The organism is Pseudomonas sp. S34 (assembly GCF_009866745.1).
GTDB classification, from domain to species: Bacteria; Pseudomonadota; Gammaproteobacteria; order Pseudomonadales; family Pseudomonadaceae; genus Aquipseudomonas; species Aquipseudomonas jessenii.
The window spans coordinates 1276103-1290810 of the sequence record NZ_CP019398.1 but is presented as its reverse complement, the minus strand read 5'-3'; the positions used below and the strand labels follow the sequence as shown (position 1 = coordinate 1290810).

The 14708-nt window shown below is 60.2% G+C and carries 13 protein-coding genes; 7 read left to right on the top strand and 6 right to left on the bottom strand.

Features of this window, described 5'->3' with window-relative positions:
- Nucleotides 1–8: 8 nt before the first annotated feature.
- The 4 genes from frr to rpsB all read right to left on the bottom strand — a co-directional run bounded on the left by frr (nt 9) and on the right by rpsB (nt 3310).
- On the bottom strand, nt 9–566 hold the full coding sequence (frr, locus tag PspS34_RS05535; RefSeq protein WP_008000041.1) for a ribosome recycling factor: 558 nt from the start codon (nt 564–566) through the stop codon (nt 9–11).
- A complete protein-coding gene (pyrH, locus tag PspS34_RS05530; protein ID WP_056720982.1) occupies nt 563–1306 on the bottom strand; it encodes a UMP kinase in 744 nt (247 codons plus the stop codon). The genes frr and pyrH overlap by 4 nt, the downstream gene beginning before the upstream one ends.
- 213 nt (nt 1307–1519) lie before the next feature.
- Nucleotides 1520–2383 (bottom strand): translation elongation factor Ts, encoded by an 864-nt coding sequence (gene tsf, locus PspS34_RS05525; protein WP_150812903.1) that lies wholly within the window; start codon nt 2381–2383, stop codon nt 1520–1522.
- 189 nt (nt 2384–2572) lie between these two features.
- Nucleotides 2573–3310 (bottom strand): 30S ribosomal protein S2, encoded by a 738-nt coding sequence (gene rpsB / locus PspS34_RS05520; protein WP_007978390.1) that lies wholly within the window; start codon nt 3308–3310, stop codon nt 2573–2575.
- 371 nt (nt 3311–3681) lie between these two features.
- Here rpsB and map point away from each other — a divergent pair, with 371 nt between their 5' ends.
- The 3 genes from map to dapC all read left to right on the top strand — a co-directional run bounded on the left by map (nt 3682) and on the right by dapC (nt 8606).
- A complete protein-coding gene (gene map, locus PspS34_RS05515) occupies nt 3682–4464 on the top strand; it encodes a type I methionyl aminopeptidase (RefSeq protein ID WP_057716174.1) in 783 nt (260 codons plus the stop codon).
- A gap of 41 nt (nt 4465–4505) precedes the next feature.
- Entirely contained in the window at nt 4506–7208 is a 2703-nt protein-coding gene (locus PspS34_RS05510) for a [protein-PII] uridylyltransferase (protein WP_150812902.1), read from the top strand.
- Nucleotides 7209–7406: 198 nt separating this feature from the next.
- Nucleotides 7407–8606 carry a succinyldiaminopimelate transaminase gene (gene dapC / locus PspS34_RS05505; protein WP_150812901.1) on the top strand — a complete coding sequence of 400 codons (1200 nt, stop codon included), beginning with the start codon at nt 7407–7409 and terminating at the stop codon, nt 8604–8606.
- 21 nt (nt 8607–8627) lie between these two features.
- On the opposite strand, the gene PspS34_RS05500 is transcribed toward dapC, so the two are convergent.
- Nucleotides 8628–10259, bottom strand: coding sequence for a Na+/H+ antiporter (locus PspS34_RS05500; RefSeq protein ID WP_154861813.1), 1632 nt, complete (start codon nt 10257–10259; stop codon nt 8628–8630).
- A gap of 266 nt (nt 10260–10525) precedes the next feature.
- On the opposite strand from PspS34_RS05500, the gene PspS34_RS05495 reads away from it, so the two are divergent.
- The 4 genes from PspS34_RS05495 (at nt 10526) to PspS34_RS05480 (ending at nt 13707) form a co-directional block, all read left to right on the top strand.
- Nucleotides 10526–10888: an ArsC family reductase gene (locus PspS34_RS05495; protein ID WP_154861814.1), complete on the top strand. Its 363-nt coding sequence runs from the start codon at nt 10526–10528 to the stop codon at nt 10886–10888.
- 32 nt (nt 10889–10920) lie between these two features.
- Entirely contained in the window at nt 10921–11955 is a 1035-nt protein-coding gene (dapD, locus tag PspS34_RS05490) for a 2,3,4,5-tetrahydropyridine-2,6-dicarboxylate N-succinyltransferase (RefSeq protein WP_008019559.1), read from the top strand.
- Between the two features lie 145 nt (nt 11956–12100).
- Complete coding sequence (locus PspS34_RS05485; protein ID WP_150812897.1) at nt 12101–13306, top strand: cysteine desulfurase; 1206 nt, start codon at nt 12101–12103, stop codon at nt 13304–13306.
- Nucleotides 13303–13707: a SufE family protein gene (locus PspS34_RS05480; RefSeq protein ID WP_154861816.1), complete on the top strand. Its 405-nt coding sequence runs from the start codon at nt 13303–13305 to the stop codon at nt 13705–13707. The genes PspS34_RS05485 and PspS34_RS05480 overlap by 4 nt, the downstream gene beginning before the upstream one ends.
- Nucleotides 13708–13824: 117 nt before the next feature.
- On the opposite strand, the gene tcdA is transcribed toward PspS34_RS05480, so the two are convergent.
- Nucleotides 13825–14643 carry a tRNA cyclic N6-threonylcarbamoyladenosine(37) synthase TcdA gene (gene tcdA / locus PspS34_RS05475; RefSeq protein WP_154861817.1) on the bottom strand — a complete coding sequence of 273 codons (819 nt, stop codon included), beginning with the start codon at nt 14641–14643 and terminating at the stop codon, nt 13825–13827.
- Nucleotides 14644–14708 lie beyond the last annotated feature (65 nt).

Sequence of the window (14708 nt, the reverse complement as noted above, 5' to 3'; positions counted from 1 at the left end):
ACAACCCTTTATACGGCCATCAGGTCTTTTTCTTTCTGCGCCAGGTCCGCGTCGATTTTAGCCACGAATTTTTTGGTCAGGTCGTCGATCTCGCCAGTCGCACGACGCTCTTCGTCTTCACTGATCTCTTTTTCCTTGACCAGATCCTTGAGCTGACTGTTGGCATCACGACGAATGTTGCGCACGGCAACACGGGCATCCTCTGCAACGTCACGAGCCTGCTTGGTGAAGCCCTTACGGGTTTCTTCGGTCAGGGCAGGCATGGAGATCAGCAGAAGCTCGCCGAGGTTGGTCGGGTTCAGGTTCAAACCTGCGCTACCGATCGCCTTGTCGACGGCACCCAGCATGTTGCGCTCGAAAGCAACGACTTGCAGGGTACGGGCGTCCTTGACGGTGATGTTGGCCACTTGCTTGATCGGGGTGTCGGAGCCGTAGTACGGCACCATCACACCTTCCAGGATGCTCGGGTGCGCCTGGCCGGTACGAATACGGCCGAAGTTGTGCGCGAGCGACTCCACGGACTTCTGCATGCGCTCTTGAGCGTCTTTCTTGATTTCGTTGATCATTGTGCGCCTTCCTCGATCAGGGTCCCTTCCGCGCCGCCATGTACGATATTCAGCAGGGCGCCGGGCTTGTTCATGTTAAATACGCGTAGTGGCATCTTGTGGTCGCGGCACAGGCAAATGGCCGTCAGATCCATCACACCCAGCTTGCGATCCAGCACTTCATCATAAGTCAGATGATCGAACTTCTCGGCATGCGGGTCTTTGAACGGGTCAGCGGTGTAGACACCATCGACTTTGGTCGCCTTGAGCACGACATCGGCATCGATTTCGATTGCACGCAGGCAGGCTGCCGAATCCGTCGTAAAGAACGGGTTGCCGGTACCGGCCGCGAAAATCACCACGTCCTTGGAGTTCAGGTGACGCATGGCCTTGCGACGATCGTAGTGATCGGTCACGCCAACCATGGAAATAGCGGACATCACGATGGCCGAGATGTTGGCGCGCTCAAGGGCGTCGCGCATGGCCAGGGCGTTCATCACAGTGGCCAGCATGCCCATGTGGTCGCCGGTGACCCGGTCCATGCCAGCCTTGCTCAGCGCTTCACCGCGGAACAGGTTGCCACCACCGATAACCAGGCCAACCTGAACGCCGATGCCGACCAGTTGGCCAACTTCCAATGCCATGCGATCCAGAACTTTCGGATCGATCCCGAACTCTTCCGAGCCCATCAGGGCCTCGCCGCTAAGCTTGAGTAGAATGCGTTTATAGCGAGCCTGATAACCACTGCCCTGCTGAGCCATTGCGAATCTCTCCTGCGGCGTATTTTAAAAAAAATTCTTTGCGAGCTGTTTACAGCTGACGCTCACTCTAGCTTGGCACTGCTTCAGCGCCATCGGAACACGGCTTTGTAAGCCAGTTCCAAAGGGAAACCAAATAAAAATTGATACCCCATCTGAAAAGAGGCTGCGCGCGTGAGCGGGCAGCCTCTTCTGGGCGACAGTTAAAAAACCGTCTTATTGCTTGGCGGCAGCCAGCTGGGCAGCAACTTCTTCTGCGAAGTTGTCCACTGGCTTCTCGATGCCTTCGCCTACTTTGAAGTAAGTGAAGGAAACGATTTCAGCGCCGGCTTTCTTGGCCAGGGCACCAACGGTGACTTCCGGGTTCATCACGAAAGCTTGCTCTACCAGGCTGGCTTCAGCCAGGAACTTGGTGATACGGCCGGCAATCATCTTCTCGACGATTTCAGCTGGCTTGCCTTTCATCTTGTCTTCGTTCAGGGTCAGGAAAACGCCCTTCTCGCGCTCGATGGCTTCTGGCGAAACCTGCGATGGCAGCAGGAACTCAGGGTTGCTTGCCGCCACGTGCATGGCGATCTCTTTGGCCAGCTGAACATCGCCGCCCTTGAGAACAACAGCAACACCGATCTTGTTACCGTGCAGGTAGGTGCCGACAACGTCGCCCTCTACGCGTACCAGGCGACGAATGTTGACGTTCTCGCCTACTTTGGCGACCAGAGCTTCACGAGCCGATTCCTGAGCGGCGATCAGCGGAGCTGCGTCGGTCAGTTTTTCGTCGAAGGCTTTTTCTACGCAGGCAGAAACGAAGTTCTTGAAGTCGTCTTGCAGGGCCAGGAAGTCGGTCTGCGAGTTAACTTCCAGCAGCACGGCTGCCTTGTCGTCAGCCTTGATGGCGATAGCGCCTTCAGCGGCAACGTTGCCAGCTTTCTTGGCAGCCTTGATGGCGCCCGAAGCACGCATGTCATCAATGGCTTTCTCGATGTCGCCGCCAGCCTTGGTCAAGGCCTTTTTGCAGTCCATCATGCCTTCGCCAGTACGCTCGCGCAGTTCTTTGACCAACGCTGCAGTAATCTCTGCCATTTCAAAATCCTCTTGGATAGGTTTTCAACCATTCCACCCGATCGAACGGGCGATCAATTCTTCCCGAACCACCCTTGTTAGCTGCCGCACGTTACAGATAGAGCAGTGGGCGCCGACAAATGGTTTTCGAGGTGGCAAAAAGGGGGCCAAGCCCCCTTTTTGCTTACTGAGTCAACGCCAAGGCGTCAATTACTCAGCTGCTGCTACCGGAGCTTCTTCAACGAAAACTTCGGTGCCGCCGGCAACATTGTTGCGACCGCGGATGACAGCGTCAGCCATCGAACCCATGTACAGCTGGATAGCGCGGATTGCGTCATCGTTGCCTGGGATGATGTAGTCAACGCCTTCCGGGCTGCTGTTGGTATCGACTACGCCAATAACCGGGATGCCCAGCTTGTTGGCTTCGGTGATCGCGATGCGCTCGTGATCAACGTCGATAACGAACAGAGCGTCTGGCAGACCGCCCATGTCCTTGATACCACCCAGGGAACGATCCAGCTTTTCCAGGTCACGAGTGCGCATCAGCGCTTCTTTCTTGGTCAGCTTGGCGAAAGTACCGTCTTCGGCTTGTACTTCAAGGTCACGCAGACGCTTGATGGAAGCACGGATGGTCTTGAAGTTGGTCAGCATGCCGCCCAACCAGCGGTGATCGACGTACGGCGAACCGCAACGTGCTGCTTCTTCAGCAACGATCTTGCCAGCGGAACGCTTGGTGCCGACGAACAGAATCTTGTTTTTGCCCTGGGCCAGACGCTCTACGAAAGTCAGAGCTTCGTTGAACATTGGCAGGGTTTTTTCAAGGTTGATGATGTGGATCTTGTTACGCGCACCGAAAATGTACTTGCCCATTTTCGGGTTCCAGTAACGGGTCTGGTGACCGAAGTGCACACCGGCCTTCAGCATATCGCGCATGTTGACTTGGGACATGATAGTTCCTTAATAAGTCGGGTTTGGCCTCCACGTATCCCAATGACCAACCAGCAGCATCAGCTGAAGGCACCCAGGTCATCGTGTCGACACGTGTGTGGATTTAGGCTTCCCGGGACATCCCCGGAAAGCGGCGCATTTTATATCACAAGACAGGGCAAAACGGAACCCGGATTCTGAAATCCTGGCGAGCGTTTTGTTCCACCCCTTGGAATCCGCCAAGAATGCACCATTCTATAGAGAGAAGCGATGCACACAGCCGCAGATTTGCGCTGATCGTCTGGTAGAATCGTATTTTTCAGGGCTGCGAAGTTCGATCGCGCGCTGCCCTTTCCGTTTAGAAAGCGCCGCCTGGCGCAGAGAGAGCCTGTATGACCGTCACCCTCAAAACCCCCGAGGATATCGCCAAAATGCGTATCGCCGGCAAACTGGCCGCCGATGTGCTGGAAATGATTGCCGAATACGTCAAGCCGGGCGTTACCACCGATCAACTGAACCAGATCTGCCACGACTACATCGTCAATGAGCAGAAAGCCATCCCGGCCCCGCTCAATTACAAGGGCTATCCAAAGTCGATCTGCACGTCGATCAACCATGTGGTCTGCCATGGCATTCCAAACGACAAGCCGCTCAAAGATGGCGACACCCTGAACATCGACGTCACCGTCATCAAGGACGGTTTCCACGGTGATACCAGCCGGATGTTCCACGTCGGCAACGTACCGGTCTGGGCCGAGCGCCTGTCCCAGGTGACCCAGGAATGCATGTACAAGGCGATCGAGATCGTCAAACCCGGCTGCCGCCTGGGCGACATCGGCGAAATCATCCAGAAGCACGCGGAAAAGAACGGCTTCTCGGTGGTTCGCGAATTCTGCGGCCATGGTATCGGCAAGGTGTTCCACGAGGAGCCGCAGATCCTGCATTACGGCCGCGCTGGCACCGGCATGGAACTCAAGGCTGGCATGACCTTCACCATCGAGCCGATGATCAACCAGGGCCGCGCCGACACCAAGGTACTGGGCGACGGCTGGACCGCGATCACCAAGGACCGCAAGCTCTCGGCACAGTGGGAACACACCCTGCTGGTGACCGAAACCGGTTACGAGATCTTCACCTTGCGCAGCGATGACACCATCCCTCGCGTTTCGGCCTGATCCCGCTACCGTACATCGCCTATAGAAAGGAAAGCCAATCGATGCCGCAGGTGGATCCCGAACTCTTCGACCGCGGCCAGTTCCAGGCTGAACTGGCCCTGAAGGCAAGCCCGATCGCGGCCTTCAAGAAGGCGATCCGTCAGGCCCGCGAAGTGCTCGACACGCGTTTTCGCAATGGCCGGGACATTCGCCGGCTGATCGAGGATCGCGCCTGGTTCGTCGATAACATCCTGCAAAAGGCCTGGGAGCAGTTCAGCTGGAGCGAGGACGCCGACATCGCGCTGGTCGCGGTCGGCGGCTACGGCCGTGGCGAATTGCACCCTTATTCCGATATCGACCTGCTGATCCTTCTGGACAGCGCCGACCACGAGGTTTTCCGCGATTCCATCGAGCGTTTTCTGACGCTGTTGTGGGACATCGGCCTGGAGGTCGGTCAGAGCGTTCGCTCGGTCGAAGAATGCGCCGTCGAGGCCCGCGCCGACCTGACGGTCGTCACCAACCTGATGGAAAGCCGCACCATCGCGGGCCCCGAGCGTTTGCGCCAGCGCATGCTGGATGTCACCAGCACCGGGCACATGTGGCCGAGCAAGGACTTCTTCCTGGCCAAGCATGCCGAACAAAAGGCTCGCCACCACAAGTACAACGACACCGAATACAACCTGGAACCCAACGTCAAAGGCTCACCCGGCGGCCTGCGGGATATCCAGACGATTCTGTGGGTGGCCCGTCGCGAGTACGGCACCCTGAACCTGCGGGCACTGGCAGGCGAAGGATTCCTGGTAGAGAGCGAAAACGCCCTGCTCGCCTCCTCCCAGGAGTTCCTGTGGAAGGTTCGCTATGCCCTGCACATGCTGGCCGGCCGCGCCGAAGACCGCCTGCTGTTCGATCACCAGCGCACCATTGCCGGGCTGCTGGGCTTCAAAGGCGACGACGCCAAGCAAGCCATCGAAAACTTCATGCAACAGTATTATCGGGTGGTCATGAGCATCGCCCAACTCAGCGACCTGATCATCCAGCACTTCGAGGAAGTCATCCTCGCACCGGAAGACGAAGCGCCACCGCAGCCGATCAACTCGCGTTTCCAGTTGCATGACGGCTACATCGAGGCACGCAACGACAACGTCTTTCGCCGCACGCCGTTCGCCATGCTCGAAATCTTCGTGCTGATGGCCCAGCAGCCCGAAATCAAGGGTGTGCGCGCCGACACCATTCGCCTGCTGCGGGAACACCGCCACCTGATCGACGACGACTTCCGCAACGATATTCGCAACACCAGCCTGTTTATCGAATTGTTCAAATGCAAGATCGGCATCCACCGCAACCTGCGGCGAATGAACCGTTACGGCATCCTTGGGCGTTATCTGCCCGAATTCGGTTTTATCGTCGGGCAGATGCAACACGATCTGTTCCACATCTATACGGTCGATGCCCACACCCTGAACCTGATCAAACACCTGCGTAAGTTGCAGTACACCCAGGTGTCGGAAAAGTTCCCGCTGGCCAGCAAAGTCATGGGCAAGCTGCCCAAGCCCGAGCTGATCTACATGGCCGGCCTGTACCACGACATCGGCAAAGGCCGGCATGGCGATCACTCGGACATCGGTGCCGTGGATGCCGAGGCCTTTTGCCAGCGTCATCAACTGCCCACGTGGGACAGTCGCCTGATCGTGTGGCTGGTGCAAAACCACCTGGTGATGTCGACCACCGCCCAGCGCAAGGACTTGTCCGACCCGCAGGTGATCCACGATTTCGCCCAGATCGTTGGCGACGAAACCCGCCTCGACTACCTGTATGTGCTGACTGTCGCCGACATCAACGCCACCAACCCGACCCTGTGGAACTCCTGGCGCGCCAGCCTGCTGCGCCAGCTCTACACCGAGACCAAGCGCGCCCTGCGCCGTGGCCTGGAGAACCCGGTGGATCGCGAAGAGCAGATCCGCCAGACCCAGAGCGCCGCCCTGGATATCCTGGTGCGCGGCGGCACCGACCCGGACGATGTCGAGCAGTTGTGGGCGCAGTTGGGTGATGACTATTTCCTGCGCCACACCGCCGGCGACGTGGCCTGGCACAGCGACGCGATACTCCAGCAACCGGCCGACGGCGGACCACTGGTGCTGATCAAGGAAACCACCCAGCGCGAGTTCGAAGGTGGCACGCAGATCTTCATCTATGCCCCGGACCAGCACGACTTCTTTGCCGTGACCGTGGCAACGATGGACCAGCTCAACCTGAACATTCACGACGCCCGGGTCATCACCTCCAGCAGCCAGTTCACCCTCGACACCTATATCGTGCTCGACACCGACGGCGACTCGATTGGCGATAATCCGGCGCGGGTCAAACAGATCCGCGAGGGTCTGACCGAAGCCCTGCGCAACCCGGACAACTACCCGACCATCATCCAGCGCCGGGTGCCACGTCAGCTCAAGCATTTCGCCTTTGCACCACAAGTGACGATCCACAACGACGCCCAGCGCCCGGTGACGGTACTGGAACTCACCGCGCCCGACCGCCCGGGCCTGCTGGCGCGGATCGGCACGATCTTCCTGGAGTTCGATCTGTCGTTGCAGAACGCCAAGATCGCCACCCTCGGCGAACGCGTGGAAGACGTGTTCTTCATCACCGACGCCAACAATCAGCCGTTGTCCGACCCGCTGCTGTGCAGCCGCCTGCAGGATGCGATCGTCGAACAACTGAGCGTCAACCAGGAACCCGATATCAAACTGTCGCGCATCAGCATCTGAATCAACAAATTTCCCCCTGTGGCAACGGACTTCCTGTGGCGAGGGGGCTTGCCCCCGTTGGGTCGCGGAGCGGCCCCAAAACCTGCAAACGCGGCGTATCAGGTACACCGCACACCATGGTTTTACGACTGCTACGCAGCCGAACGGGGGCAAGCCCCCTCGCCACACAAGCCTGCTCCCACATTGAACGAGGCCACCATGAACAACGCTCTGTCCCAGCTCCAGCCCTACCCGTTCGAGAAGCTCCGCGCCCTGCTCGGCAGCGTGACGCCCAATCCGGACAAGCGTCCGATCGCGCTGTCCATCGGCGAGCCGAAACACCGTTCACCAAGCTTTGTCGCCGAGGCCCTGGCCGGCAATCTGGAAAAAATGGCCGTGTACCCGACCACACTCGGTATCCCGGAGCTGCGTGAAGCCATCGCGGCATGGTGCGAGCGTCGCTTCGATGTGCCCAAGGGCTGGATCGACCCGGCGCGCAACGTGCTGCCGGTCAACGGTACCCGCGAAGCGCTGTTCGCTTTCACCCAGACCGTGGTCAACCGTGGCGATGATGCGCTGGTGGTCAGCCCGAACCCCTTCTACCAGATCTACGAAGGCGCGGCGTTCCTCGCCGGGGCCAAGCCGCATTACCTGCCATGCCTGGACGAAAACGGCTTCAACCCGGATTTCGACGCCGTATCGCCGGACATCTGGCAACGCTGCCAGATCCTGTTCCTGTGCTCTCCGGGCAATCCGACCGGCGCCCTGATCCCGGTCGAGACCCTGAAAAAGCTGATCGCCCTGGCCGACGAATACGACTTCGTCATTGCCGCCGATGAGTGCTACAGCGAGCTGTACTTCGACGAACAAACGCCGCCGCCAGGCCTGCTCAGCGCTTGCGCGGAACTGGGTCGCAAGGACTTCAAGCGTTGCGTGGTGTTCCACAGCCTGTCCAAGCGTTCGAACCTGCCAGGCCTGCGCTCGGGCTTTGTGGCCGGTGATGCCGACGTCCTCAAGGGCTTCCTGCTCTATCGCACCTACCATGGCTGTGCGATGCCGGTTCAAACCCAACTGGCCAGCGTAGCCGCGTGGAATGACGAAGTGCACGTGCGCGCCAACCGGGCGCTGTATCGCGAGAAGTTCGATGCGGTGCTGGAAATCCTCAGCCCGGTGCTGGACGTACAGCGTCCGGATGGCAGTTTCTACCTGTGGCCGAATGTCGCCGGTGACGACGCTGCGTTCTGCCGAGACCTGTTCGAGCAGGAGCACGTGACCGTGGTGCCGGGTTCTTACCTGTCGCGGGACGTCGATGGCGTCAATCCAGGGGCCGGGCGTGTGCGCATGGCGCTGGTTGCGCCGTTGGCAGAGTGCGTTGAAGCCGCCGAGCGGATTCGCGATTTCATCCAGCGCCGCAAATAACTCCCCCACGGGGGGCAGGTGTTACTTCACCTGACCGAGTTTCGCCTCGCTCAGGTCCAACTCCCCCAACACCTCACGCAACACGTCATCACCAATCTGGTGATGACGACTGAGGCTGTACAACTCCAGGCGCTGCGCCCGCAGCGCCTTCAAGCGCAAGCGCCGCTCCAGCAAATCCATCTGAAACGCCAGGGCTTGCGCCTCAGCGGAGTCGTTGAACACCTCCAACTGATGTCGGTACTCGGACATGATCCGCGCCTTGAGCTCGACGGCCAGTGCGGACTGGGCGGCGTCCTGCGGATTGACCTCTTCTGTCTCAAGCGCATGAATGGCCGCCTCGGCGGTCTTGCGCCAGGCATCGCGCACTTCGTTGCGCCGCTTGTCGTCCGGACTGGCTTCGATGCCACGCAACAACAGTGGCAGCGCGATGCAGGCCGCAATCAACGAAAGCAGAATCACCCCGGCGGCGATGAAAATCAGCAGATCGCGCTCGGGAAATGCGCTCTCGCCCATGAGCATCGGCACCGACATCACACCCGCCAGCGTCACGGCCCCGCGCACGCCGCCCACGGTCAGCAACCAACAGGATCGCGCCGTCGGCACCCGGGTCACTTCACCCTTGCCACGCAAGCGCCGCAGCAGTACCGACAATCGCCAGATGCTTTGCACCCAGACGAACCGCAAAACCAGCAGCACCAGGAAAATCGCCACCACGTCGAGCCCGCGATACAACAACGTCGGCCATAGCGAAGTTTCGTGACTGGCCACCGCCTTGATGATGTCCGGCAACTGCAAACCCAACAGCAGGAAGATCAAACCGTTGAACGCGAACTCCAGCAGCGACCAGACACTTCGGTTGAGCAAGCGCGTGTTGGTCTGGCGCGGCAACAGGTCGAGCCAGCTCTGCATCATTCCCGCCGCCACCGCCGAGAGGATGCCCGACACTTCCATGCGCTCGGCCAGCACGTAGGCCGCAAACGGCAGCAGCAACATGAACACCACATGCGTCGCCGGATCATCCCAGCCCCGCTCGATCATCCACGCCCGCAGACGGCCGACCAGCCAACTCAAAGCCACCCCGACCGCCAGGCCACCGACAGCGACCAACACGAACGTCAGGCTGGCATTGGCCAGCGAGAACACACCGGTCACCGCCGCCACCAGGGCAAACTTGAATGTCACCAGGCCCGAGGCGTCGTTCATCAGCGCCTCGCCCTGCAAGATGTGCATCAAGGGCGTCGGCAGTCTGTTGCGGGAAATGGCCGACACCGCCACCGCATCCGTCGGTGACAGCACCGCTGCCAGGGCGAACGCCACCGGCAACGGCACACCGGGCAGCAACCAGTGAATGAAATACCCGGCGCCGACCACGGTGAACAGCACCAGGCCCACTGCCAGGGTCAGGATCGGGCCGCGCAAGTGCCAGAATTCGCGTTTGGGCATGCGCCAGCCGTCGGAGAACAACAGTGGTGGCAGGAACAGAAACAGGAACAGTTCGGGATCGAGGGCTACATGGAGGCCGAGCGTCGGCCAGGCAAGCAAGGCCCCAGCGGCAATCTGCACCAATGGCAACGGCAGCGGAACCACCCGTCCGATCAGGCGCGAAACGCCAACCAGCATCAACAGGATCAGAACGGTATAAGCGGTTTGCATAAAGCGTGGTTCCCGGACAATCGACAGCATTGAAGTGCCATATTAGCCGCTTAGACTTCGGGCGACCCTTGCACCTATGTCGCACGCAGGTCGCCGAGCACCGTATTCCCTGTGGGAGCGAGCTTGCTCGCGATAGCGGAGGGTCTATCGACATGGATGTTGAATGTTATTGCGCCATCGCGAGCAAGCTCGCTCCCACAGGATTTGCGCTTCCATGGCATAATCCGTCACCTTTTATTTACGGCACCTGCAAAGGGGGCAATTCCTTGACCGTTTCAAGTAAAACGTTGCACCTTTTCGGCATCAAAGCCTGCGACACCATGAAAAAGGCGCGCACCTGGCTCGATGAACACGCTGTCAGTTATGACTTTCATGATTACAAAGCGGTCGGTATCGACCGTGAACACCTGACCCAATGGTGCAACGAGCACGGCTGGGAAGTGGTGTTGAACCGTGCAGGCACGACCTTTCGCAAGCTCGACGACGAATGCAAAGCCGATCTCGACCAGACGAAAGCCATCGAACTGATGCTCGCACAACCCTCGATGATCAAGCGCCCGGTGCTTGATCTCGGTGACCGAACCCTGATTGGCTTCAAGCCAGATATCTACGCGGCCGCGCTCAAGTAAGCAGCCCGTTTCAATTTGCTAGAGGTATCAACATGTCTACTACCCTGTTCAGCCTGGCCTTTGGTGTCGGCACTCAAAACCGTCAAGGCGCATGGCTGGAAGTGTTCTACGCCCAGCCACTGCTCAACCCGTCCGCCGAACTGGTCGCCGCCATTGCGCCGATCCTCGGTTACAGCGAAGGCAACCAGGCCATCACCTTCACCACCGCGCAGGCCGCGCAACTGGCTGAAGCCGTGAAAGGCATCGACGCGGTACAAGGCAAACTGCTGACCCGCCTCGCCGAGAGCCACAAACCGCTGGTTGCCACCTTGCTGGCCGAAGACGCCCAGCTGTCGTCCACCCCTGAGGCCTACCTCAAGCTGCACCTGCTGAGCCATCGCCTGGTCAAGCCACACGGCCTGAACCTGGCCGGGATCTTCCCGCTGCTGCCGAACGTGGCCTGGACCAGCCAGGGCGCTGTCGACCTGAGCGAACTGGCCGAACTGCAACTCGAAGCCCGCCTGCGCGGCGAGCTGCTGGAAGTGTTCTCGGTGGACAAGTTCCCGAAAATGACCGACTACGTGGTTCCGGCCGGCGTGCGTATCGCTGACGCTGCGCGCCTGCGTCTGGGTGCCTACGTGGGCGAAGGCACCACCGTGATGCACGAAGGTTTCATCAACTTCAACGCCGGCACCGAAGGCCCGGGCATGATCGAAGGCCGCGTATCCGCTGGCGTATTCGTCGGCAAGGGTTCGGACCTGGGCGGCGGCTGCTCGACCATGGGTACCCTGTCGGGCGGCGGCAACATCGTGATCAAGGTCGGCGAAGGCTGCCTGATCGGCGCCAACGCCGGTATCGGTATCCCGTTGGGCGACCGCAACACCGTCGAGTCGGGCCTGTACGTGACCGCCGGCACCAAAGTGGCGCTGCTGGACGAAAACAATCAGCTGGTCAAAGTGGTCAAGGCCCGTGAACTGGCCGGCCAGCCAGACCTGCTGTTCCGTCGCAATTCGGAGACCGGTGCCGTGGAATGCAAAACCCACAAATCGGCCATCGAACTGAACGAAGCGCTGCACGCTCACAACTAAGCCACACGATCCCTGTTCCTGTAGGAGCGAGCCTGCTCGCGATGGACGTCAACCATAACGCGGGGCATCAGACAGCCCGTGTCGTCCAAGCGATCATCGCGAGCCAGCTCGCTCCTACAGGGATCAAGTGCATAGGCCGAACAGCATGATGATTCTCTCCCCCTGGCGTGTCGATTTTCCGGCCATCGCCGCCCTGCAACGGCAAGACCAGACCTATCTGGACAACGCTGCCACCACGCAAAAACCTCAAGCCCTGCTCGATGCCCTGGCGCACTACTATGCCAACGGCGCGGCCAACGTGCATCGGGCGCAGCATTTGCCCGGCGCCCACGCCACCCAGGCGTTCGAGGACAGCCGCCGCAAAGTCGCGCAATGGCTCAATACTGGCGATTGCGGGCAGATCATATTTACCCACGGCGCGACGTCCGCGCTGAATCTCCTGGCCTATGGCCTGGAACATCTTTTCAATCCGGGCGACGAGATTGTCATCAGCGCCCTGGAGCATCACGCCAACCTGCTGCCCTGGCAGCAACTGGCGCACCGTCGCGACCTGAAACTGGTGATCCTGCCGCTGGATGCCGACGGCGTGATCGACCTTGAAGCCGCCGCCGGTTTGATCGGCGCACGCACGCGTCTGTTGGCGGTCAGCCAGCTGTCCAACGTGATTGGCGCATGGCAGCCGCTGCCGCAATTGCTGGCACTGGCCAAGGCGCACAACGCCCTGACCGTGATCGACGGCGCCCAGGGCGTGGTCCATGGTCGCCACGACGTGCAGGCGCTGGGCTGCGATTTCTATGTGTTCTCCAGCCACAAGCTCTACGGCCCCGATGGCCTGGGTGTGCTGTTCGGGCGCAACACAGCACTGCAACAACTGCGTCCCTGGCAGTTCGGTGGTGAAATGGTGCTCGATGCCAATTATCACGACGCACGCTTTCGCCCGGCACCGCTGGGTTTCGAGGCCGGTACGCCGCCGATTGCCAGCGTGATCGGCCTGGGAGCGACCCTGGACTACCTCGCCGGGCTCGATCAGGACGCCGTGTCTGCCCATGAAGCTGCGTTGCATGCCTGTCTGCTCAAGGGCCTGGAGGCGCGCAACGGCATTCGCCTGTTGGGCAAGCCGCAAGTGGCACTGGCCAGTTTCACCGTCGAGGGTGTGCATAACTCCGATCTCGCGCATTTGCTGACCGAACAAGGGATCGCGGTGCGTGCCGGCCACCACTGCGCGATGCCGCTGCTCAAACGCTTCGAACTGGCCGGAGCGATTCGGGTGTCGTTGGCGCTGTACAACGATTCCGAAGACCTGGAGCGGTTCTTTGAAGCCCTGGATCAGGCGCTGGAGCTATTGCGATGAAACTGCCTGCCGATGCCGTGACGGCACTCGATATCTTTCAGAAAGCGGCAGGCTGGGAACAACGCGCGCGCCTGCTGATGCAATGGGGCGAGCGCCTGCCCGCGTTGAGCGACACGCAAATGTGCGACGCCAATCGGGTACACGGCTGTGAAAGCCAGGTGTGGCTGGTGGGCGAGTTGCGCGACGGTCATTGGCAGTTCAGCGCCAACAGTGATGCACGGTTGATTCGCGGGTTGGTGGCGTTGCTGCTGGCGCGGGTCAACGGCTTGTCCGCAGCCGAGTTGCAACAGGTGGATTTGCCGGACTGGTTCAATCAGCTGGGGTTGGGACGGCAGTTATCCGAGTCCCGCAGCAATGGCTTGAATGCGGTGCTTCAGCAAATGCGGGAGTTGGCCGGTTAATCGCCTTCGCGAGCAAGCCCGCTCCCACATTGGACTTCGGTCGTACACAAAAACTGTATTCACTGAAGATCAAATGTGGGAGCGGGCTTGCTCGCGAAGAGGCCATCAGCAACAACCTCAGGCCTGCGACTTGACCCGCTCCGCCGGCCGCCGCACACCCGCGACAATCTTGTCCACAGCCTTGGTCGCCGCGACCATGCCAAACGTCGCCGTCACCATCATCACTGCGCCAAACCCGCCGGCACAGTCGAGCTTCACGCCATCACCTACAAAACTCTTCTGCAGGCAAATGCTGCCGTCCGGTTTCGGGTAGCGCAGTTGCTCGGTGGAAAACACGCACGGCACGCTGTAGTGGCGGGTCACGGTGCGTGAGAAGCCGTAGTCGCGGCGCAGCGTGGAGCGCACCTTCGACGCCAATGGATCATTGAACGTGCGATTGAGGTCGCAGACTTGGATCAACGTCGGGTCAATCTGCCCGCCCGCGCCGCCGGTAGTGATGATCTGGATCTTGCGCCGCTTGCACCAGGCGATCAACGCGGCCTTGGCGTTGACGCTGTCGATGCAGTCGATCACGCAGTCGATGTTCGGCGTGATGTACTCGGCCATGGTGTCGCGGGTGACGAAGTCAGGCACCGCATGCACCGTGCAGTCCGGGTTGATCCCGCGCAGACGCTCGGCCATCACCTCGACCTTGGGCTTGCCCACCGTGCTGTCCAGCGCGTGCAACTGGCGGTTGGCGTTGCTGACGCAGACATCATCGAGGTCGAACAGCGAAATTTCGCCAACGCCACAACGGGCCATGGCTTCCGCCGCCCAGGAACCGACGCCACCGACGCCCACGATCGCCACATGGGCCGCTTTCAGACGCTCAAGGCCTTCGATGCCATACAAGCGGGCGATGCCAGCAAACCGCGGATCTTCTGTACTCATGACCATTACCCCAAAAACCGGCGCGCATTATAGGGCCGTCGACGCCCAAGAGCATCATTGCGCTATGAACG

What these genes read in the sequence shown, in the direction of transcription:
- frr (WP_008000041.1), bottom strand. Translation starts at nt 566, where the DNA reads ATGATCAACGAAATCAAGAAAGACGCTCAAGAGCGCATGCAGAAGTCC.
- tsf (WP_150812903.1), bottom strand. Translation starts at nt 2,383, where the DNA reads ATGGCAGAGATTACTGCAGCGTTGGTCAAAGAACTGCGCGAGCGTACT.
- PspS34_RS05500 (WP_154861813.1), bottom strand. Translation starts at nt 10,259, where the DNA reads ATGCAAACCGCTTATACCGTTCTGATCCTGTTGATGCTGGTTGGCGTT.
- dapD (WP_008019559.1), top strand. Translation starts at nt 10,921, where the DNA reads ATGTCTACTACCCTGTTCAGCCTGGCCTTTGGTGTCGGCACTCAAAAC.
- PspS34_RS05480 (WP_154861816.1), top strand. Translation starts at nt 13,303, where the DNA reads ATGAAACTGCCTGCCGATGCCGTGACGGCACTCGATATCTTTCAGAAA.
- dapC (WP_150812901.1), top strand. Translation starts at nt 7,407, where the DNA reads ATGAACAACGCTCTGTCCCAGCTCCAGCCCTACCCGTTCGAGAAGCTC.
- rpsB (WP_007978390.1), bottom strand. Translation starts at nt 3,310, where the DNA reads ATGTCCCAAGTCAACATGCGCGATATGCTGAAGGCCGGTGTGCACTTC.
- PspS34_RS05485 (WP_150812897.1), top strand. Translation starts at nt 12,101, where the DNA reads ATGATGATTCTCTCCCCCTGGCGTGTCGATTTTCCGGCCATCGCCGCC.
- pyrH (WP_056720982.1), bottom strand. Translation starts at nt 1,306, where the DNA reads ATGGCTCAGCAGGGCAGTGGTTATCAGGCTCGCTATAAACGCATTCTA.
- map (WP_057716174.1), top strand. Translation starts at nt 3,682, where the DNA reads ATGACCGTCACCCTCAAAACCCCCGAGGATATCGCCAAAATGCGTATC.
- tcdA (WP_154861817.1), bottom strand. Translation starts at nt 14,643, where the DNA reads ATGGTCATGAGTACAGAAGATCCGCGGTTTGCTGGCATCGCCCGCTTG.
- PspS34_RS05510 (WP_150812902.1), top strand. Translation starts at nt 4,506, where the DNA reads ATGCCGCAGGTGGATCCCGAACTCTTCGACCGCGGCCAGTTCCAGGCT.